A 21,776-nucleotide genomic window follows, 5' to 3' on the forward strand; every position below is an offset into this window, starting at 1 on the left:
ACCGCTCTATTCGTTATTTCCTAGTATAGATAATAACCAATTACGAAAAAAGCCCTTTTCGTAAAATAATAATTTGCTATAAATTTTCCTATCAAACGTGTTTTTTGCTATAAAAGTGTGAATAACATGCAAATTTCCACTAAAAATGAACAGTATCTTATGAAAAAGTTAATATTTATGCCTAAAGGAACTGTATCTTTTTAAATAATACAATATAATAGAATTAACATGGTTTTTTTCTAACACTTGGTAAAAGAAATAACATTTAAAAATTACATAGAGGTGAAGTAAATGATCCATCCATTAAAAATTACTAGTACGTTAGCCGATGAAACTAGATACTCTATTTATGAGTATATCCTGCAAGAGAAGAAAACTGTAACGGTCCAAAACATCGCTGATAAATTCGGCATACATCCAAACGTTGCACGTTTACACTTAACAAAGCTATCAGAAATCAACATCATCACAGCGGATTTTGCTAAAACTGGAAAAGGTGGCAGACCTGGTCGTGTTTATAAGGCATCAGATAAAGGTGTATCACTAACGTTCCCAAGACGTGATGAGGAGCGACTATTAAAGTGGACAATCCAATTAATTGAAGAATTCGGACCACCTGCACTAGAAAGATGCCAAGATATAAGCTACCAAGACGGTTATCAGCAAATGAAGAATTATGTAAATGCTGAATTACAATTAAATAATAACCTTTCCTTCGAACAAAAGCTTCAGCTATTAACTGATAATGCAGCATTAATTGGCTATATTCCGCAAGTACAACAAACAGAAAACGGTAAAAAAGTGACGTTCTCCATTTTTAATTGTCCATTCCAAGGGCAACTTACTACTCATTCAGAACTTGTTTGTTCTTTGCATGAATCGTATTTAAAAGGACAGGTTGATGCACTATTTTCGAGCAATGATTTTATACAAATTGATAGCATGGTACATAATTGTGATTTATGTAAATATGAAATAAACGTGACAGAAATGGATAACTAACTTTTAAAATCCAATGGTTTGTCACAAAGAAGAAGAAGTTCCAGTTTACAGATACCTTTCATATCATTTATAATGAGTAAGAGATTATTGTGTCGTGGGCAAAAGGAGGGGAAATCTTCATGGATAATATGTATAAAGTTATGGCATTCTGGACAGGTATTTTTGCAGTCATGTTCTACCTTGGTGGTATGAACGAAGTATCGCTATTATTCGTAGGTAATACAGGTTTATTCTTATTATTAGGCTTCTTGAACCTTTCAGAACGTATGTACATGTACATTTTCGGAGCATATTTAACTGTATTCTTTGCTGGCTTCACGTACTATACAACATTCATTCACGTACCTGGTGGCGGTCATTAATACAAAGAAAAACGCGTGTCTCATCCAATATGAGACATGCTTTTTTTATGTAAATTTATTCATTAGATACAGAAAAAATTCAAAGCATAGTAAAATCCCCCTTTGCATTACGAAAATGCCAGGGGGATTTTTAAAGGATAAATTCTCCAAGTTCATCGCCAATAGTTTTGGGATGTCATTTATTAAAAACCATTCAAGAAAGGATTTGTCTCCATTTCTGCACCGACTGTTGTATAATTACCATGGCCAGGGTAGATAATAGTATCTTCAGGTAATGTCAACAGCTTATCATGAATGGATGCTAGTAATATTTTTGTTGATCCTCCTAGTAAGTCCGTACGACCGACCCCTTGTTCAAAGAGTGTATCTCCAACAATAGCGAAGCCATCATTTTCAAATATATATGAAATACTACCTGGTGAGTGTCCTGGCGTAAAAATAGCTTTAAAACCAAAATCGCTTATTTCAAATAGTTGTTCTTTTTTAATTATATTTTCTTCAGCTGGAGCATCGACAATATAATCTGGTAATGCTGCGTATTTACTAGAGCCATTTTTTGTTGGATCTCCTAACCAGCTTACTTCTTTTTCATGAATCCATAATGGCACATTAAAAACTTCGCGGACAGCGTTTACGGCACCGATATGATCAAAATGCGCATGTGTTAAAAAAATGGCTAATGGTTTTAGGCCGTTACTACGTATTGCCTTGATAATTCGATCCGCTTCTTCTCCTGGATCAAAAATTATGCATTCTTTATTTTTATTCGATACGATATAACAATTCGTTTGGACAGGTCCAAGTGAATAACTTCGTACGTTCATCATTACTATCACCTCAATATCAATTATACAGCCTTTACCACAATTTGACGATAAATGTTCATAGTTTAAGCTATTTTAGTTCTCGACAAAAACAAGTAGAACGTTTACAATTAAGGAGGAATATTGTTGACGACATTCATTTTCTGATGTCGAAAGGAGTGTCAATTTTTAATGAACTTATTAATGGTTATTTTTGGTCTAGTTTCAATTTTGGCTGTAGTTGGTACATTCCAAGCACTTAAAGAAAAGAACCTATTAAGCGTTGTTTTCAACTTATTAAGTGCAGTAGTATTCGGTTGGTTCGTAATTATGACTGTAATTCACAGCGGGTACCCACCAACATTACACTAAAATTCAGACAAAGAAAGAGCGGTCTCCATAACGAGGCTGCTCTTTTTTCTATTTACTTCCTATTTGTGAGCTGCTCTTTTTGACCTTTCGAGCAGTGAGGATTAATTCTTCACCCATTCTAACACGATAATGCCCCCTCTCCTCTAAGCTGCTTACATGGCTTCCAGAACGATTTAAATTTTCAGTTGATAGGAATTACATAAAAACCCTTCCAAAAACTCCCATTTAAGTGTTAAATGAAGTTTCCAGACTATATTCGTCACTTCTGTTGAAAACTCGCTAGTAGACACGCTTAAAATAAAAAAAAAAAGAGATCTCACTAAACATGAGATCACTTTCTTTGTTTACTTAACTGCTCCTTGCTTCAAATTACCTGTCTTTTGGTCATAGAAGCGGAGTAAATCACCGTTAATGATGGCATCAGAATTTTCTAGTTCTTTCGTAGCTCGTTCAGCGTATGGCTCACATGGCTCACCATCAATTTCTTCACCAGTTGCTTTGTCATAGCAAGCTTCACCAACGTATACATATTTATCTGTTACAAAACGACCGTCACGGAAAACAACGAAATCTTCATGCTCTGGTGAGAATAGGTCTGCACCAAGTTGCATATCTTTTGAAGTTTCAATGCCAAGAAGGTGTAAAATTGTTGGACGTAAATCCATTTGTCCTGCAATCTCTGTCATTTCTTTACCATCTCCTGAGTTAGGGATATGGATAAATAATGGTACTTCTTGTAGCATTGCATTATCAAATGATGTAATGCTTTCTTTTCCTAAATATTGAGCCATCGCTTTGTTATGGTTTTCTGAAATACCATAATGGTCACCATACATTACAATAATAGAGTTATCATATACACCTTGATCTTTTAAACTTTGGAAGAAGTCTTTAAGAGCTTCATCCATATAACGAACTGTTTGGAAATAACGATTTAATGTACCTGAGTTTGACGTATATTCAGGAATCATTACATCTTCAGGGTCCAATGTGAATGGATAATGGTTCGTTAAAGTAATTAGTCGCGAATAGAATGGCTGTTGCATATCTTTCATTAAGGCTGCAGATTGCTCTAGGAATGGAACGTCTTTCATACCCCAGTTAACTGCTTCCCCTTCGCCAATCTTATATGAATCTATATCATAGAATTTATTAATGTGTAATGATTGATACATCATGTCACGATTCCAGAATGATTTATTATTCGGGTGCATGACATTTGTAAAGTAGCCATTATCTCCAAGGCGCTCAGCCATTGAGTTATACGTATTTCCACCATGCGTGAAGAATACCGCACCTCGACCTAAGCCGAACAATGAGTTCTCTGTAATAAACTCTGAGTCAGAAGTTTTCCCTAATCCAGTTTGGTGATAGAAGTTACTGAAATAAAACGTATCTTTATCTTTTGTTAAAGAGTTTAAGAATGGTGTAATTTCATGACCATCCATTTGATTATTAATAACAAAGTTTTGTAAAGACTCCATCGAAACAAGGATCAAATTACGCCCCTTGTATTTACCAAACATTTCAGGGTTGATTGCTGCTTGATTAGAACGAATATAGTTGTTCACTTCTACTAATTCACTGCCATCCGCTAACGCACGTTGAGCAGAGGATTTTGATTGAATATAAATATCATACAAATGGTAGTTATACGTACCAATGTTTTTCACAAGTAATTCACGGTCAAAACTACGTGTTAACAATTGTGGACGCTCAGTTTCAGCTAATCCTAAGTTTAAGAATGTCATCGCAATCGCTAATACGAAGTACGCGCGACGGAATTCTACGTTGACTTTTACTGCTTCCTTCATCTTTGGCAAATATTTGTTCGCTAAAATTAAAATCAGCACGTCGATGAAATATAATAAGTCCCAAGGGCTGACAATCGCTGCTACTGAAGTTCCTAGATCGCCAAAGTTACTTGTCTGGAATAATACCGGTAGCGTAATAAAGTCGTTGTAGAAACGATAGAATGCCACATTTCCGTATAAGACAATCGATAAAATAACACTAATCGTAATTATATAGCGACTTTTAACTTTCGGTGATTTAAAGAATAACGAAATACCATAAGCAAATAGCACGAAGCTCAATGGATTAATAAGCAAAATAAATTGTTGCATTGCATTTTCAATTTTCATCTCAAAGCTTGTGTGATAAACAATGACCGTTTTTATCCAAGTTGCTACAATTGCTAGTATCATAAATGAATGTTTAGGCCACTTTATTGATTTCATTCCTAACATCCTCCTTACTTTCTTACAAAAAAATAATAATTTTTTACAATTTGTTACTGAAACAAAATATATCTTAATCCATTTTTTACAGATAATCAATAGATATATTTATGGAAAACTGTTCTCCTTGTTCGCTCTGGACAATAATATATACGTTTTTAATTGTAAAAAGTTTCACAAATCATAAAAACAGTGGAAAGCCACTGTTTTTATGAATATTACATACATGTTACATTATTTTTACAATACCCCAAATGATTTATTTTAAAAACTTACTGGCTATTTTCTTTCATACGAAGTTTTGTTGTTTCTTGTCGAATTAGTAACAATGCCATTTGGTAATCTTTAATATCTAGTACATTCGCTTTATACAACTCGCGAATTTCATCCTCCATTAACATCAAATCACCAATCGGATCACGTGTGTAAATATAAGTGCCATATGTTTTTAGTAATTCATAAATATCTAACATTTTGTCCATTTTAGTTCGCTCCTCGTTGTGTTACACAGTCAAGACGTTTTGTCGGTGTCACAATGATATCTACTGGGCAGTCGTGCGCTTCTCTTGGGATATGTTCATATAGCTGCTCGTTAAATATGAGAGACATAAGCTTACCCTTTTTATAGTTTAATACATAGCGATCATAATAACCACCGCCGTAGCCTATTCGATAGCCGAACGGATCAAAAACAACTCCTGGAACAAGGATGACATCCATTTCATTTGCGTCAACAAACTCACACTTTTCTGGAATTGGCTCACGCAAATGCATATAAACAGTTTCAAGTTGGTTAAACGAATCAATGGCATAAAATGACATTTCTCTTGTCTTTGGATTACATTTAGGTACTGCCACTTTTTTACCAAGTTGCCACAGTTCTTCTATTAATTGAATTGTGTCGATTTCTGGCTTATTGGAAATGGTAATGCCGATTGTAGTTGCTTCTATTATATATGGTTCCTGTAACACTTTTTTTAATACAGCAAATGATTGATCGCGGTAAGCTACTTCACTCATTTCGGCAAGAGCTTCCTTTACCTCGTTCCGTAAAGTTGTTTTATCCATGTTAAGCTTATCCCCCTCTTAAAAATGTAGAAAGCCAAAACCACGAGTGGTTTTGGCTTAATGAGCGATTACTTAGTTTCACGGTGAAGAGTGTATTTCTTCTCGCGAGAGCAATATTTTTTAAGTTCAAGACGCTCTGGATTGTTACGCTTGTTCTTTTTAGAAATGTAGTTACGTTCGCCGCAATCTGTGCAAGCTAAAGTAATGTTTACGCGCATTATTAACCCTCCCACTCTATATCAAGAATTTAAATTTTGAGCATGATTTATACGACTAACCTATTATAACATAAACTAAAAAAAAATCTACCTTCATTTCATATTAAGTTTGCATATGGTAAAATACCTTATAATTACATACTTAATGAGGTGAAACTAGTGGATTTATCCATCATACTTATGATTGTGGGAATTCTCCTAATTATCGTGTCGTTCTTTTTCAAAAATAATTCAAAAAAAGTCGAACAAGATGTAGAGGAGCTATCCATCTCTATTTTTCAAGAAACAAATAATTTAAAACGTCGTCTGAAAATTGTTGAGGAGGAGCTGTTATTAGAGCCAGAGTTTCAGGTTAAATCATCATCTGCACAAAATAACACGATACCAAATCCGAACATCCAACAGGTCATGCAAACTGTTCAACAGGCTGCTCAGACATCAAAAACAGGACAAGCTGCTTCAAAAACGAAACCTATCCATCAAATTATTATAAGTCAGGTACTTGAACTTAATAAGCAGGGTCTTTCTGTAGCAGATATAAGTATTCGTTCGAACTTAACTGAAGAGCAAGTCCGCCAAGTAATTGCAAACGGAGGTCGGTAATCTATGAATAATTCCGCTATCCGCGCATTTGGCATTGCACTTTTTCTTGTCGGAGCATTGCTAGCTTTAGCAGTTCGTTTTGATCTCAATATCGGTCTTCCGACGAAAGCTTCCAACAACACAGAAAATGTAGAGGTGCTGCAAAAAAAGCTCGATCAGGCAAATAAAGAAATTGCATTGTTAAAGGAACAAGGTAAACAAGCTCCAAAGGAAAACTCACAGAAAACAGATGCACCTAAAACATCGGCTAAAGATAAACATGAATCGGCGTCTCAAGGAAACGTTACCACTATGACACTTCAAATTTATAGCGGTATGGAACCATATACCGTAGCGCAAAAGCTTGAAGATGGTGACGTCATCGAAAATAGTGTTGAAATGGAACTTTTACTTGCTAATCCTAAATACGCTCGAAGCTTACAAATTGGTGCCTACGATGTCAATTCTTCAATGTCATTAGAGGAAATTGCGAAATTGATTACAGGGAAAAAGCAATAATATTACCATCCTATTTGCAAAAATGGCTGTCACCAAAAATCACAATTATTGATTTTTGATGGCAGCCTATTTTATTTCGTTTATGAAATTTGTTCTAAAAAGGTTTGCATCATTATGCTCCCCTCTTGTGTTCCAATGGATTCCGGATGAAATTGTAGCCCATAAAGTGGGTACTCCTTATGTTGAATCGCCATTATTTCACCATCACCACTGGACTTTGCTAAAATATTAAAATCGTCATGTAACGTACTTGGCTCAATGACGAGTGAATGATAGCGCATTACTTCTATTTTACCGTCTAACTGAGCAAATAAGCCTGTTTTTTCATATTGAATCGTCGATAATTTTCCATGCATTATATGTTTAGCTTGAACGATGCTACTCCCAAAAGCTTGACCTATCGATTGGTGTCCAAGGCAAATGCCTAAAATCGGAAATTTCGTATAAAGCTTTTTGACAACATCTACTGTTATTCCAGCATCTATTGGCGCACCTGGTCCAGGCGATAAAATAATAGCTTCTGGTTGCATTTTCTTAATTTCTTCGATTGTCACTTCATCATTACGTACTACTTTAACATCTTTCCCAAGCATACTTATTTGCTGAAATAAATTATATGTGAATGAATCATAATTATCGATTAGTAAAATCATTGTTTTACCTCCAATAATGCGCGAGCTTTATTAAGTGTTTCCTCGTATTCTGACAAAGGCACTGAATCATACACAATACCGGCCCCTGCCTGAACATGCGCACGATAATCCTTGATGATCATTGTCCGAATAGCTAGAGCTAAATCCATATCACCTGTAGTGGAAATATAACCTACTGCGCCAGCGTAGACACCACGCTTCACAGGCTCTAGCTCATTAATTAGCTGCATAGCGCGAATTTTCGGCGCACCTGATACTGTACCAGCAGGAAGGCAAGTTCTAAGAACATCCAAAACATGTACATCCTCACGTAATTCACCGATAACCTCCGATACAATATGCATTACATGTTTATAACGCTCAATATTCATATATTTTATAAGCTTCACTGAACCGACTTTAGCAATACGCCCAAGATCATTGCGCCCTAAATCTACGAGCATACGATGTTCAGCAATTTCTTTTTCATCATTTAATAACACTTCCGCAATCGCGTTATCCTGCTCCACAGTTTTACCTCTAGGCTTCGTTCCTGCTATTGGATTTGTCGTGACCTTTCGATCCTTCACCTTAACGAGACTTTCAGGAGATGTTCCTAAAATCGTATACGTACCAAAATCCATATAGAACATATATGGTGACGGGTTAGAAGTACGTAACTGACGATATAAAGCAAAAGGATTCCCTTTATATGGTGAAATGAAGCGTTGTGATAAGACTATTTGAAAAATGTCACCCTTACGAATATGCTGCTTAGCGCGATCAACCATTGCAACAAAATTTTCTTTGGCAATCATCGGTCTGAAATTTAGCTCTCCAAACGTCATGGCGTCAAAAGTTGTTCCAGCATGAAGCTGCTTCTGCATTGTAGAAATAGCCAATTCCATCGATTCAAGAGAACGCCCTTCATTAAATAAATCGATTGCTGCTAATGTAACCTCTTGCTTTAAATGATCAAAAACAATAAATGTATCATAGAAAAAGACATGAACATCGGGCATTTCTAGATCATCCTGCAAGTATTCACCTATTTGTTCTGTATAAAATGCTGTTTCGTAACCAAAGAACCCAATAGCTCCTCCAAAAAAGGCGAAAGGGTATTTTGTCTTATGATATGGCATAACTTGCTGTAATTTTAGCAATACATTGTCATTCGATTTTTCTGTTTCTCCTTCTTTTGTATAAGAATAACCATCCCTATCTCCAATTAGTTCTGCAATTGGGTTGACGGCGATAAACGAGTAACGCCCGCTTTCTTCATGCTTGGCAGACGATTCGAAAAGCATTTTATGCTTCCCTTCAAGTGATTGATAAACGGAAATTGGCGTCATCATATCACCCTGTAATGCCTTCATGGCAAAATTTCTAAGCTCAACTGTCATCCTCTTTCTCTCCTTCTCTATGCTCTGCTCTTCTACACCAAAATCTATCAATTATGCACTGGCGTTTTGACACTGGCGTTTCGTTACCATTTCACTTTCTTTTAACTAAACATTGTGTCAGGAACTTGAACTGTATAACACTGTTCAGTTCCACCAAAACATATAAAAAGGCCTTTCCATCACAAAAGGACGGAAAAGCCGTGGTGCCACCTTCATTGGTCTTCATCAATTATGCCCCGGCATAATTACATTCAGCTGATGCTTAGGTAGCCGCTGAAAGATTTAAAGACCATCTCTATACCCTATAACGTAGGCAGACGCTAATCCATACTTTATTCAGGATTAGAGCTCCGAAGTCCATTCGCCAAGTTTTTGTACTAGTTCCCACCGACCACTAGCTCTCTAAAACAAAAAATAATGGCTACTACTCTTCATCAATGCTGATTGCATGTATTCATTGTAAAACAAGAAAACAAACAATTCAAATTATTTTTTAGTACTAATCCATTCATCTTCAGCCGGATTTGCTACTATAATATTTTGTTCTTGAAAGATTTGACGAATAGCAAACAAAATATCCTGTCGCACATTCAGCATTACTGCCGTATCGTTTGTTGCCACAAAGAAACGTACAAGGACTCGATAGGAAGTTGGATAAAACTCATCTATACATACATGAATCATATCTTTTTCTGTTTGAGCATGCAAATAAATTTCCTTTTGAATGGCACTTAAAGCACTGCGTAATGTTTCTTCTTCATTTTCAGCAGCAACAAATAAAAAATGCTCACATTTTCGTTTTTCCCTTTTGGATAAATTATAGATTGGTCGATTTACCAAATAAGAGTTAGGTACATAAACAAGCCCTTTATCACCCGTTTGAATTAATGTACTTCGAAGATTAATATCCTCAATTGTTCCTTCAATTTTTTGGTCCTCTGTTGCTACCCAATCACCAATTTGAAACGGGTTATCTAATGCGACTGACATCCCACCAAAAACATGTGCTAGTGTATCTCGAATACCAAAGGCAATCGCCACACCCGTTAAACCAATCCCCGTTAAAAAACCATTCAAATTAAAATCCCAAAATGAAGCAATCATAAACATTGCCAATATCATGATAAGTACTTTTCCTATACGAAGAAAAAACGGTAACAGGACATTCGGTTCTTCATCATTATTCAATGTTAGTGGCTGCTTTGTATAAAAATGTAATACATCATATACACCTTTAAAGGCAAAAAACACCATAATAGACAACACAAAATTTTTAGTTGCTACATGTGTAAATAAGAATACATCTAATAATAACGACAAGCTAAGTACAATCACCGCAGACATGAATGCATAGCGAATCGATTTATTAAATTGTTCTAGCACCGTTGCTTGAAATTCTCGTTGACGATTTCTCAAAAATACAACTATGCGATTAATAATTTTCTTTATTACAAATTGTTGAAACAGCCAACCAACGACGCAAAGAGCGATGGCAACAATAACGTCCATCCATGTCGGTGCTGTAATCTTAGGTAATAACCACTTCAATGAATCCATATCTTTCTCCTCTAACTACTATGTATATTCAAAACAAATGCGCTTGAGAGCCCGAAGCAAAAGTAAACGCTCCAGCACTTTTGCCCGAGGGATTAAGGCGACCTCGAGGATGCAGCACTTTAGCCTAGACGCCGACTATGCTTAGGTGAACCACAGGCATCAAAATCTATAGTGTCCTTAACTACAAAAAAGCAGCCAATCAATACGATCAGCTCCTTTTTTATTGAATAGCGTCATCCGCAAAAAAAGCTTTGTTGACGAACCAAAATTGCTGCTCATTAAAATTATGTTCATGCATAGCGATAACCGAAAATTCAGCATGGTACTTACGCTTCATTTCTTCAAGTAAAGCTTTCGCTTGCTTTCCAACGAGATACTGTCCATCGATTGGAGTACCTTCTGTAAAAATGATAATATCCGCTTCTGTACAATGCTGATTTTCTTGAAGCAAGCCTTTTACAAAATGAAGTACTGGCAGAATTGCAGCTTCTCCCTTTGCCTTATATTCAATAAAATCCTTAAAATCTGATAAATTTAAATGACCGTTTTCGAATCGATAATGCACATGAATTTGACAGTCATATGGAACGATATATAAATCGCGACGTTCACGGTGCGCGTTCATAAATAACGGTAAAATTATGCTTTTACAAAGTTCAGAATATGCAGCCATTCCTGTTGTTTGTTCAAGACAGATAATAATTGGACCTGTTTCTTCTTTGTATTCATCAAAAGGAACATATAGGATATTTCCTTTTTTTATTGTTTGACGACTTAGCTTTTGACGCCTAGCTATCTGCCACTTTCGCTCATTATACAAGCGTTGCTCTTTTCCATTGGTCAATCGTTCGGTTTTCTCAATAGCTGGTATAAGTTCGCAAATTTCACGCATGATATCTGCCAATTCAAGTGCAAATGCTGCCATATTTCGTAATGTTTCACTCTTGTAAAAATAGTCAATAAAAAAACTTTGTTCTTTGTCACTTAATTCCTCAAGATGTAAGTTTTCATATAGAAAACATAAAAAGTCTCGTTGTTCTGGTGTGAATTCCAGATCAAATTTCTCTATGAGTAATTCTACAGCATCTTTCACGAAACAGCACCACCTCAGCACATTTTTTCGGATAATGTCTATAGTATAACCAAAATAATTTTTTGACAATACAATAATGCATGCAGTATTTTGACGCTATTTTTAATAAAATGTTGCTATTACTTAGTATTATACGGCTCTTCAGCAAGGCGAGGGGTTGATTTCCGTTCCGACTGAGCGCTTTGTTGCTGACGCTTCGCTTTCGCGCAGAGCAGAACTTCCTGGGGGCGTCCGATGAGCCGCTTGGGGCAACAAATGTTTTCTGTGCGAAAGCGTAGTGCTACCGTAGCGGTAGCGACGGGATGTTGGTCACGAAGGCGTTATCACAGGCCGTGATGCTCTTAGCCTTTGTTCCCCTACTTTCGCGTTCCAGGAATAGATGTTTTTTGCGCGAAAGCGTAGTGCCAACGAAACGGCAACAGAGGGTTTTGTTTGTGCGAAAATGAAGCATCAAAAGAATTGGGTACAAGTGCAAAAGTGGAGTGTTAACAAAGTGGCTCGACACTGGCTCACAGGAGAATTAGTAGCACGGAATCACCCTACACCATATTTACAAAAATCAAAAATCCCCTTAAGCGTTGTTTTTCAACACTATGAAAAAACGAGCCTATAATTGGCTCTTATCAGACTGCAAAACAAACGTTACTCCTAATGAATAAAGCTTTATGTTTACTCATACTTTCGATAGGAACTGTTGATTTTTCATGGAGAGTGGCGACTCCTGCGGGATGAGCTTGAGCTGAAAGCCCGGCAGGAACGAAGTGACGAGGAGATTGAGTCCAAGCCCGCGCCAACTCGGAGTGTAAATCAACCTTTGATTATTGATACATTTTATTCTTATGTCGACAAACTAAAAAGAGCCTATAATTGGCTCTCCGGTTACTAATTATTTAATTCATAATGTTTACCTTTGACCAAGTAGAATAAATGTTCCGCAATATTTGTTGCATGGTCAGCTGAGCGCTCTAAATATCGGCAAACGAATGTTAGGTGTGTGATTTGAGAAATATGTGCTGGATTTTCAGCTCCGGCACGTAGCAATAGCGTTACTGTCGCTCCATATAAATCATCAACGTAATCATCTAGTTCAGCAATTTCCTTGGCATGAGCAGTATCTTCCTCTGTAAATGCTTTTATAATACTTTCTAGCATTTCTACAGTCTTATTACACATCGTTTGCAAATTTGTTGTAGGAAAGACTAGGGGCTCTTTTCCTATACGAATCGTTTCTTTTGCAATATTAACTGCATAGTCCCCTACTCTTTCCATATCAGATGCCGCTTTTACAAGAACCATGAGACGACGTAAATCAGTAGCTACAGGCTGCTGCTTCGCAATCATTAAAATAACATGATCATTGATTTCTTCTTCAAGACGATTGATGATTAAATCATCCTCAAGAATTTTTAAAGATGCCTCTAAATCCTGATTTAATAATGCTTCAAATGCTAATTTAAGAGCATTGACACTACTATTAGCAATCTCAATAAATTGTTCTTGGACTTCTTTTAATTCCTGTTCAAAACGTTCACGTACTACCATTTACTGCTCCTCCTTAGCCGAATCGACCTGAAATATAATCTTCAGTACGTTGATCTGCTGGTGTTTGGAATATAACGTCTGTTTTATCGTACTCAACAACCTCTCCACTTAAGAAAAATGCTGTACGATCGGAAATACGCGCTGCTTGTTGCATATTATGTGTCACTATAATAATTGAATAATCTTTTTTCAGTTCTTGTACAAGCTCCTCGACTTTTAATGTAGAAATCGGATCAAGTGCGGATGTTGGCTCATCCATTAAAATAACATCTGGTTCAATGGCTAAACAACGCGCAATACAGATTCGTTGTTGCTGACCACCTGATAGGCCATATGCATTTTGGTTTAAGCGATCCTTTACTTCATCCCAAATTGCCGCACCTCGTAAAGACTTTTCAACGATCTCATCAAGAATCTTCTTATTTTTAATACCATGGATACGTGGACCATATGCAATATTATCGTAGATAGACTTTGGGAATGGGTTTGGCTTCTGGAATACCATACCTACTCGGGTACGTAATTCCTCGACCGTATAGTTTTTATCTAAAATATTGCGCTCACGATAGACTATTTCCCCTGATGTTCGAACACTCGGTACAAGCTCTACCATTCTATTTAAAGTTTTTAAATAAGTAGATTTCCCACAGCCAGAAGGTCCAATTATAGCTGTTACTTCATTTTCATAGATGCTTAAGTTGATGTCTTTTAAACCATGATGATCACCATACCACAAATTCAAATTACGTGTATCATATACTATTTTTTTTGCAACATCAGCAGATGGCTTTGTAGCCGTATGAATGGATTTGACAATTGATTTTTCCTCTTTAATACCCAGTACCATAAGGTCACCTCATTAATAACGTTTTTGGAATTTATTTCGAATAAAAATGGCAATAGAGTTCATCAGTAAAAGCACGGTCATAAGTACTAAAATACCGGCTGCCGCTACATATTGAAATGCCTCTTGCGGACGTTTTGCCCAATCGTATATTTGCATTGGCAAAGCTGTGAATTGACTTAACAAGCCGTTAGGTAAAAATTGTAAAATAACTGGAATACCTATAACTACTAGTGGTGCTGTTTCACCAATCGCACGAGACATCGCTAATATACTTCCTGTTAAAATCCCAGGAATGGCTGCTGGTAGCACAACATGCACAATCGTTTGCCATTTTGTCGCACCCATACCATAAGAAGCTTCTCGTTGTTCATTCGGTACTGCACGAATTGCCTCCTGCGCGGCAACAATGATCACTGGCAAAATTAATAAACTCATTGTAAAGCCGGCTGCTAAAACACTTTTTCCAAGTCCCAGCATTCGAACAAAAATTGTTAACCCAAGTAAACCAAAAACAATGGAAGGAACACCCGCTAAGTTCGAGATATTCATACGAATAAAATCATTTAATCGATTTTTCTTTGCATACTCTTCTAAATAAATCGCAGTCCCTACACCTAATATAATCGATACTGGAGCGACGACTGCCATCAGCCAAAGTGAGCCTATTAAAGCTGCCTTAATACCCGCTTTATCTGCAAAACGTGAAGCAAAATTTGTTAAAAAATCGATGGATAAATAATCGACACCTTGCGTTACTATGCGATAAAGCAAAATAACAAGTGTCACTAAAGCAAAGGTTGTTGCTAAGAAGAAAAATGACTTCCAAACTTTATTGAATGTAATACGCTTTGTCATTCGTTTCATGACGGCCGTGTCGTCCATATAGCGCATGCTAGTAAACCTCCCTGAAGCGTTTCGAAATATAGTGGGCTAGTAAATTCATCACTAAAGTAAAGATAAATAATGTGAATCCGACTGAATAAATAGAATAATAAATTGTCGTACCATAACCAGCGTCTCCTGTTGCAACTTGTACAATATACGCAGTCATCGTTTGAATCGAGTCTGTCACATCTAAATCGAATTTAGGCGTAGATCCACCTGCTAGCGATACAATCATAGTTTCTCCAATTGCCCGGGAAATAGCGAGAACAACTGAAGCGACAATACCTGATAAGGCAGCTGGTAATACTACCTTTATAGCTACTTCAAACTTTGTTGCTCCAAGAGCTAAAGCCCCTTCACGCATACTATTTGGGACCGATGACATCGCATCCTCAGAAAGTGACGTAATCATTGGTAAAATCATAATCCCAACAACAATCCCTGGACTAAGTGCATTAAAAAGTTTTAACCCTGGAATAATTTGCTGTAACATTGGCGTTACAAATGTTAATGCAAAGAAGCCATAAACGATTGTTGGTACACCCGCTAACACTTCTAAAATAGGCTTAACTGTACGTCTTATTTTTTCACTTGCATATTCACTTAAATAAATAGCTGAAGCTATGCCAAACGGAACTGCTACGACAACTGCAATAAGCGTAACTTTCAATGTTCCAGCTATTAAAGGTAAAATCCCAAATAACGGTTCCTTTCCTGAAAACGGTAGCCACTGTGTACCAAATAGGAAATCCGTAATCGAAACACGTTTAAAGAATTCAAACGTTTCAAAAATAAGGGTGAAAACTATGCCAAATGTCGTCAATATTGAGATAAGGGCTGCAGAAAATAATAGTGCTGGCATTGCTTTTTCCACTATTTTCTTCGTTTTTTGATTGCGCGAATTTGCAATTAATTGCTGCACAGATGATGTCTTGTTTTCTTTTTTAGAAACCATTGGGTGCTCCTTTCAAATAATAGAGGGAAAGAGCATACATCTCTTTCCCTCTATGCATGGTCTACTTATTTTAAGCCTTCTAAAGTTTTTAAAGCTTCACTATATTTATCTTCAGGTAGACTGACATAACCTACTGCTTCTGCCATTTCTCCTGCATGCTCAAGTGTAAATTGGATAAAATCATATGCCGCTTCGCTTTCTTTCATAGCACTATTTTTCACATATACAAATAGTGGTCGTGAAAGCGGTGCGTATTCACCAGATTCAATTGTTTCATTTGTTGGCTCAACACCATTTACATTCACGATGCCTAATTTATCTTTATTTTCTTGATAGTAAGCGTAGCCGAAGAAGCCGATTGCGTTTTTGTCACCTGCTACACCTTGAACTAGCATATTATCATCCTCTGATAATGTTGCTGAGCTTGCTAGATCAGCACCGTCTAAAATAACTTCATCAAAGTAATCGTACGTCCCTGAGTCAGTACCTGGTGAGTAGTAGACAATTTTTTCGTCCGGCCAAGATGGATCAATATCAGACCATTTTTTAGCTTTACCATCTTCTACCCAAATTTTCTTTAATTGCTCTACTGTTAAATCTTTTGCCCAATCATTCTCAGGATTCACGACAATTGATATGCCGTCATATGCTAATGGTAGCTCTGTAAAAGCAGTTCCCGCCTTCTCTAGTTTTGCTTTCTCTTCATCTTTTATATGACGAGATGCATTTGAAAAGTCTGTCTCACCTGCGATGAATTTTTCAAAACCACCACCAGTACCTGAAACACCTACCGATACTTTGACATTCGGTTGAGCCCCTGCATACTCTTCAACAACTGCTTCAATAATTGGTGCGACTGTTGATGAACCATCTCCAGCTACAGCTCCTTGCAGCTTTTTGTCAGCAGCATCTTGTCCCGTGCTCGCCGGTGCGTTTGTTTCTGCATTGTTACCTTTTTGCGCAGAGTCGCTACCACATGCGCCAAGCATTAATGCTGACCCCATTACCGCTGTCATCGTTAAGTACTTCCACTTTTTCATCTCATTTGCCCCCGTCATAAACATTTTATAGTTATTTGTCTTACAATCTTTACTATAATGACTAATTGTTGAAGTCGTATAAACAGTTCGTAAAAGAGACGTAAAGGAATGTAATGCTTTGTAAACGATTGTAAAGATGGGTTTACAATTGACTTATTTGTTATTGCTGTCGCTTCGCTTTCGCACAGAAAACATGTTGTTGCTGTCGCTATAGATAAATTGCCACGGGATGGGACTTACTTAGACTGATTTCCTCTATTTACTTAGGTGCCTGTCCCCCTATGAAAGGGACCATAGCTGCATGGATTTCACTACCTTCAGAGGTAGGAGCATTCTTCAAAGTAAGGATAAACTTGCTTCCTAATGGAAAGATGCTATAATAAGCAATTGTGTCAGGAAATAATCTAAGAGGAGTTTGACTTTGTGATTAAACATGCAAAAGTACAAAATGCCAATTACTTCAAAACATATTTAACACTTATTATGGATCATCGGGAATATACTCTACAGGAAGCCGCTGATTTTATGGTAGAGTCTTATTTTTGTAATAATATAGAGCTTTATGGAATAAAACCGAAACAACAATTTGAAATAGCTATTCAACAATTATCTGTACAATAAGTCTTTTATTGGAGAATAAATAAACCACGGTATGAAAGTTATTATTTTTTCATACCGTGGTTTTTTCGCGGGTAGTCAATAATACTCTGAAACTGTAAAAAAACCGCTAGGCATTGATATGCACTAGCGGTTTTCTCTTATTTTTGCTCATCTTCACCAATTTTGTCTTGTGTAATAGCAGGTAAAATTGGTTGTTTTACATTACTTTCTGTCACTTTTTCAGTGTTATATTTTGCTTTTAACTCAAAATATTTATCTACAGCTCTTCTTGCAATCTCATTATTAGCCGAAAAAGGTTGTCTAGGGTTTGTTGAAGCCCAAGGAATAACTACGGCATAGGCAATTTCAGGATTCTCATAAGGGGCAAAGCCTACATGTGTATAAGTAAGTGAATACTGACCCCTATACTGTCGTAAATCCCCGTAATACATTACTTCAGCTGTTCCTGTTTTTCCTGCGGCTGTATATGGTGCATTTGCAAAATATCTTTTTGCTGTACCATTTGCGCCTGTATAAACACGACGTAACCCTTGTTTTACATAGTTAATTTCATCTGCTGAGTTATCAATCTGATTTAAAATTGTTGGTCCTATTTCTGTTACTAATTGACCTAGCGATTGCCCATCATTTGATGGTTCACGTACCTCCTTCACAACATGTGGCTGAATGCGATAGCCACCATTTGCAATTGTCGAGATATACTGTGCCAATTGTAACGGTGTATACGTATCATACTGTCCAATAGCTAAGTCGAGTGCTTTACCCCCATAGGTTGGACCAGTTAGACCTTGTACCCCACTAACTTCATTTGGTAAATCGATCCCTGTTTTTACACCTAACCCGAATTGTGCATAAGAATTACGCATTTTTGGGAATGTATCATCTTTTAAACGAAGTGGCATCCCATAGCTATATGGTGTTCCATTAATAAGCAGAGCTGTTTTAAACATATAAACGTTAGAAGATTGCTCCAAGGCTCTTAAACCATCCATTGAAATATAGCCACCAGGGTTAAAAACAGATTTTTTTACTGGTGTATTTAATAATTGGATTGGTTCATCCCCTAATACAGTACTTGGCGTAATGGCTCCCAATTTATACCCAGTTAGCAATGTTGCTGCCTTAACTGCAGAACCTGCCTCATAAGCTGTTGTAAAGGTCCCATACGAATAATCAACGACTTCATTCTTTCCTGTTTCAGGATTTTTTTCGATTTTTTTACCATTCATTGATAAAACATCGCCTGTATTTGGGTCCATCATAACTAAAAAGGCACGATCAAGTAAAGCTGAAGCCCCTTGTGATTTTACTTTAAGCAATTCTTCCTCAACAATTTTGTCAAGTTCAGCGGTTAACTCGCTATCCAGTGTTAAGACTAAATCATTACCAGGTTTACCCTCAAAAGTCGTAACGGTATCGACTACTTGACCTTTTTTATCCGTAATATTTTTAACAACGGATTTTTGTCCTTGCAGTAAATCTTCATATTGCGCTTCAATATAACTTTCACCAACACGGTCATTTCGTGAATAATCTCGAGCTAAATAATAATTCAGCTTTTCTTTCGGAATCCCTTTTGCTGGTACGGTTGTGCGTCCTAAAATAGCAAGTGATGATAATTTCAAACGCTTCCAGTCCGTTGTTGTGTTAACGCCTGGTAGTTCAGTTAAACGCTCAGAGACAAGTGCAAATTCACTATCTGATACATTTTCACTCTTAATAATTTGCGGTGATAAATTGTAGCCTGATGCCATCTCTCGGAAAATTGCTAATACTTCCATATCCTTGTCTGTCAGTTGTAATAATTCTTCGTTTGTAATTCGTTCACGAACAAGTTTATCTATCTCTCCATTGATTTGACTTGTCGTCTTATTTTCTTGGTTTCCAATTTTCTTTTTTTCTGCCTCGGTTACTTTTTCAGAGGCAGCGTCACGATTTTTATTAATCCAAAAATCCTGCTTATCACGTAAAGTGACACGGTTTATAGGCTGCTCAATCAATTGTGCCAGCTTTTCCGCTATTTCCAGCATTTCATCAGTTGTTGTCCTCGGCATTTTCGTATACGTAATAGCATTTTCTGGTTGGTTATCCACTAAAATACGTCCGTATCGATCATACATACGTCCCCTTGGCACACTTGTATTAACAGGTACCTCTTCTTTACGCTCTAATTCGCGTACATAATCTTCCCCTTTTACAATCTGCATATAGCCAAGCCTAAAAATCAGCAACGAAAATACCATAAATATAGCAAAGAAAAGGACATTCATACGAAATGTTAAATTAGAGTGATGTTTTGCTTTAACATTCGTCGCGCGGTTTTTTCCCGGTGCTTTGCGCATATGTATTCCCCTCCTCATCTAATTACAATTTAAATACACGATACCTAGTATACCATTCGAAGATACGTCAGGAAAGCATGTACTTGTGAATTTATGTTTGAAAACATCATTCTATTTGACGGCATTTTAAAATGAAAAGTTTCTTTTTTTTATTGATTACTTGAAAAATGTTTTGACATAAATTATTGGAAGAGGGAGGCACAATATAAAACTTCTTCAAACAGCAAGGCGAACTCCTCCTTCAATTTAACCGACTGACTTCTAATTTTTTAGCAGGCGTATCGGAACATCCCCAACCATTTATAGGATACCTAGAAGCATTTAGAACCTAAAAAGACAGCAAAAAAGGCTATGTCTCGGTGATACATCACCGGGGCATAGCCTTCTATCTAAATAGAGATTATTTTGCAGCTTGGAATTTAGCTTCTACTACATCCCAGTTTACTACGTTCCAGAATGCGCCGATGTAATCTGGACGACGGTTTTGGTAGTTTAAGTAGTAAGCATGCTCCCAAACGTCTAAACCTAGGACTGGTTTTTTACCTTCCATAACTGGAGAGTCTTGGTTTGGAGTAGATGTAACAGCAACTGAGTCACCATCAACGATTAACCAAGCCCACCCTGAACCGAAGCGAGTTGTAGCAGCTTTTGCAAACTCTTCTTTGAATGCATCGAAAGAACCGAATTTAGCATCGATTGCTTTTGCTACTTCGCCAACTGGAGTGTTTGATCCGCCTGGAGCGATTACTTCCCAGAATAATGTATGGTTAGCATGTCCGCCACCATTGTTACGAACAGCAGTTTGTTTGTCAGCTGGAAGAGCATCCATGTTTGCGATAAGTTCGTTAATGCCTTTTTCAGCAAATTCAGTGCCTTCTACTGCTGCGTTTAAGTTTGTTACATAAGTATTGTGGTGTTTTGAATGGTGAATTTCCATTGTTTTTGCATCGATATGTGGTTCTAATGCGTCATAAGCGTAAGTTAATTGTGGTAATACATAAGCCATTGTTAAGTTCCTCCTAAAGTAAAGAAATAATTAATACATTATTAGATTATCAAAATTGGTCAAACCATTCAACGAAAAATACTTCAAATTAAAGATTTCAGCCTTTTGACTGAAAAGCCAATACGATTACTATCCTAACCTGTTTCTTTAATTGTTAAACGTCTTAGGGAAGAAAATCATATCGCTATAAAGAACACAACAATCATGACGATTTGAATCACAGCTTTTGCAAGTGTCGATGTTAAGAAGCCCACGAGAGAGCCAACACCGCTTTTTACAGCCTCTCCAAATGTACGACGCTCTACCATTAACTCTGCAATTACCGCTCCTAAAAATGGACCTACTATTATTCCTAGAACAGGAATGATGAACGGGCCAATTAATAAACCAATAGTACTGCCCCACATACCTGCATTGGAGCCACCGAATTTCTTAATACCAAAGGCATTTGCTACAGAATCAGCAACAAATAATATGACAACAAATATAATTTCACTCGTCCAGAACAACCAGCTTAACTCTGCAAATGAAAAAAACAATCCATATACTAAAAAACCACCAAGTAAAAAAATCACACCTGGAATGATCGGGTACACCAATCCAACAAATGAAATGATAAAGCAGGCAATCACTAATACCCAGCCTACAACTTCCATAAAAAACCTCCCCTTTTGTCGTGCATCAAGT

At 36.9% G+C, this 21,776-nt stretch carries 23 protein-coding genes and 1 other annotated feature; of the genes, 6 read left to right on the top strand and 17 right to left on the bottom strand.

All coding sequences use genetic code 11. The annotated features are described in order from the left end of the window. Positions 1 to 291 precede the first annotated feature (291 nt). Together B1B04_RS21650 and B1B04_RS21655 are read left to right on the top strand one after the other, a co-directional pair. A complete protein-coding gene (locus tag B1B04_RS21650; RefSeq protein WP_079563418.1) occupies positions 292 to 1,002 on the top strand; it encodes a helix-turn-helix transcriptional regulator in 711 nt (236 codons plus the stop codon). 119 nt (positions 1,003 to 1,121) lie between these two features. After that, positions 1,122 to 1,364: a DUF2626 family protein gene (locus B1B04_RS21655; protein ID WP_024361272.1), complete on the top strand. Its 243-nt coding sequence runs from the start codon at positions 1,122 to 1,124 to the stop codon at positions 1,362 to 1,364. Positions 1,365 to 1,546: 182 nt separating this feature from the next. Here the strand turns inward: B1B04_RS21655 and B1B04_RS21660 are convergent, their stop codons facing one another. Continuing rightward, on the bottom strand, positions 1,547 to 2,191 hold the full coding sequence (locus tag B1B04_RS21660) for an MBL fold metallo-hydrolase (protein ID WP_079563419.1): 645 nt from the start codon (positions 2,189 to 2,191) through the stop codon (positions 1,547 to 1,549). 168 nt (positions 2,192 to 2,359) lie between these two features. On the opposite strand from B1B04_RS21660, the gene B1B04_RS21665 reads away from it, so the two are divergent. Next, complete coding sequence (locus B1B04_RS21665) at positions 2,360 to 2,539, top strand: DUF2759 domain-containing protein (protein WP_079563420.1); 180 nt, start codon at positions 2,360 to 2,362, stop codon at positions 2,537 to 2,539. 344 nt (positions 2,540 to 2,883) lie between these two features. On the opposite strand, the gene B1B04_RS21670 is transcribed toward B1B04_RS21665, so the two are convergent. The 4 genes from B1B04_RS21670 to rpmG all read right to left on the bottom strand — a co-directional run bounded on the left by B1B04_RS21670 (position 2,884) and on the right by rpmG (position 6,065). Continuing rightward, entirely contained in the window at positions 2,884 to 4,779 is a 1,896-nt protein-coding gene (locus B1B04_RS21670) for an LTA synthase family protein (protein ID WP_079563421.1), read from the bottom strand. A 272-nt stretch (positions 4,780 to 5,051) separates the two neighbouring features. Further along, on the bottom strand, positions 5,052 to 5,261 hold the full coding sequence (locus tag B1B04_RS21675; protein WP_079563422.1) for a YqgQ family protein: 210 nt from the start codon (positions 5,259 to 5,261) through the stop codon (positions 5,052 to 5,054). Position 5,262: 1 nt separating this feature from the next. Further along, positions 5,263 to 5,847, bottom strand: coding sequence for a 5-formyltetrahydrofolate cyclo-ligase (locus B1B04_RS21680; RefSeq protein ID WP_079563423.1), 585 nt, complete (start codon positions 5,845 to 5,847; stop codon positions 5,263 to 5,265). A gap of 68 nt (positions 5,848 to 5,915) precedes the next feature. Then, positions 5,916 to 6,065 carry a 50S ribosomal protein L33 gene (gene rpmG / locus B1B04_RS21685; protein WP_008408521.1) on the bottom strand — a complete coding sequence of 50 codons (150 nt, stop codon included), beginning with the start codon at positions 6,063 to 6,065 and terminating at the stop codon, positions 5,916 to 5,918. Between the two features lie 159 nt (positions 6,066 to 6,224). Between rpmG and B1B04_RS21690 the strand changes: the two genes are divergently transcribed. Then, entirely contained in the window at positions 6,225 to 6,668 is a 444-nt protein-coding gene (locus B1B04_RS21690) for a hypothetical protein (protein ID WP_079563424.1), read from the top strand. 3 nt (positions 6,669 to 6,671) lie between these two features. Then, complete coding sequence (locus B1B04_RS21695; RefSeq protein ID WP_079563425.1) at positions 6,672 to 7,166, top strand: hypothetical protein; 495 nt, start codon at positions 6,672 to 6,674, stop codon at positions 7,164 to 7,166. An 80-nt stretch (positions 7,167 to 7,246) separates the two neighbouring features. Here the strand turns inward: B1B04_RS21695 and B1B04_RS21700 are convergent, their stop codons facing one another. The 9 genes from B1B04_RS21700 to B1B04_RS21745 form a co-directional block, all read right to left on the bottom strand. Beyond that, entirely contained in the window at positions 7,247 to 7,819 is a 573-nt protein-coding gene (locus tag B1B04_RS21700; RefSeq protein ID WP_079563426.1) for an anthranilate synthase component II, read from the bottom strand. After that, positions 7,816 to 9,201 carry an anthranilate synthase component I gene (trpE, locus tag B1B04_RS21705; protein ID WP_079563427.1) on the bottom strand — a complete coding sequence of 462 codons (1,386 nt, stop codon included), beginning with the start codon at positions 9,199 to 9,201 and terminating at the stop codon, positions 7,816 to 7,818. Before trpE ends, B1B04_RS21700 begins: the two co-directional genes overlap by 4 nt. 182 nt (positions 9,202 to 9,383) lie before the next feature. After that, positions 9,384 to 9,648 (bottom strand) — a binding site (T-box leader). Between the two features lie 39 nt (positions 9,649 to 9,687). Further along, positions 9,688 to 10,758 carry a mechanosensitive ion channel family protein gene (locus B1B04_RS21710; RefSeq protein WP_079563428.1) on the bottom strand — a complete coding sequence of 357 codons (1,071 nt, stop codon included), beginning with the start codon at positions 10,756 to 10,758 and terminating at the stop codon, positions 9,688 to 9,690. 220 nt (positions 10,759 to 10,978) lie between these two features. Next, positions 10,979 to 11,851, bottom strand: coding sequence for a vWA domain-containing protein (locus B1B04_RS21715; RefSeq protein WP_079563429.1), 873 nt, complete (start codon positions 11,849 to 11,851; stop codon positions 10,979 to 10,981). 882 nt (positions 11,852 to 12,733) lie between these two features. Next, a complete protein-coding gene (gene phoU, locus B1B04_RS21725) occupies positions 12,734 to 13,393 on the bottom strand; it encodes a phosphate signaling complex protein PhoU (RefSeq protein ID WP_079563431.1) in 660 nt (219 codons plus the stop codon). A gap of 13 nt (positions 13,394 to 13,406) precedes the next feature. Beyond that, positions 13,407 to 14,240 (bottom strand): phosphate ABC transporter ATP-binding protein PstB, encoded by an 834-nt coding sequence (gene pstB / locus B1B04_RS21730; protein WP_079563432.1) that lies wholly within the window; start codon positions 14,238 to 14,240, stop codon positions 13,407 to 13,409. Between the two features lie 12 nt (positions 14,241 to 14,252). Next, the gene (pstA, locus tag B1B04_RS21735) at positions 14,253 to 15,131 is read right to left on the bottom strand and encodes a phosphate ABC transporter permease PstA (RefSeq protein WP_079563433.1); all 879 of its coding nucleotides are present in this window, start codon (positions 15,129 to 15,131) and stop codon (positions 14,253 to 14,255) included. A gap of 1 nt (position 15,132) precedes the next feature. Further along, complete coding sequence (gene pstC / locus B1B04_RS21740) at positions 15,133 to 16,080, bottom strand: phosphate ABC transporter permease subunit PstC (RefSeq protein ID WP_079563434.1); 948 nt, start codon at positions 16,078 to 16,080, stop codon at positions 15,133 to 15,135. Between the two features lie 65 nt (positions 16,081 to 16,145). Continuing rightward, positions 16,146 to 17,120 (bottom strand): PstS family phosphate ABC transporter substrate-binding protein, encoded by a 975-nt coding sequence (locus B1B04_RS21745; RefSeq protein WP_079563435.1) that lies wholly within the window; start codon positions 17,118 to 17,120, stop codon positions 16,146 to 16,148. Between the two features lie 423 nt (positions 17,121 to 17,543). Between B1B04_RS21745 and B1B04_RS21750 the strand changes: the two genes are divergently transcribed. Beyond that, positions 17,544 to 17,741, top strand: coding sequence for a hypothetical protein (locus B1B04_RS21750; RefSeq protein WP_240518366.1), 198 nt, complete (start codon positions 17,544 to 17,546; stop codon positions 17,739 to 17,741). A gap of 137 nt (positions 17,742 to 17,878) precedes the next feature. Here B1B04_RS21750 and B1B04_RS21755 read toward each other — a convergent pair whose 3' ends face one another. From B1B04_RS21755 to B1B04_RS21765, 3 genes are all read right to left on the bottom strand, one after another. After that, entirely contained in the window at positions 17,879 to 20,083 is a 2,205-nt protein-coding gene (locus B1B04_RS21755) for a peptidoglycan D,D-transpeptidase FtsI family protein (protein ID WP_079563436.1), read from the bottom strand. Between the two features lie 400 nt (positions 20,084 to 20,483). After that, on the bottom strand, positions 20,484 to 21,089 hold the full coding sequence (locus B1B04_RS21760) for a superoxide dismutase (protein ID WP_079563437.1): 606 nt from the start codon (positions 21,087 to 21,089) through the stop codon (positions 20,484 to 20,486). Positions 21,090 to 21,265: 176 nt separating this feature from the next. Further along, the gene (locus tag B1B04_RS21765; RefSeq protein WP_079563438.1) at positions 21,266 to 21,745 is read right to left on the bottom strand and encodes a DUF456 domain-containing protein; all 480 of its coding nucleotides are present in this window, start codon (positions 21,743 to 21,745) and stop codon (positions 21,266 to 21,268) included. Positions 21,746 to 21,776: the final 31 nt, after the last annotated feature.

The sequence above is a fragment of the Lysinibacillus sp. KCTC 33748 genome (assembly GCF_002237755.1).
GTDB lineage: Bacteria > Bacillota > Bacilli > Bacillales_A > Planococcaceae > Lysinibacillus.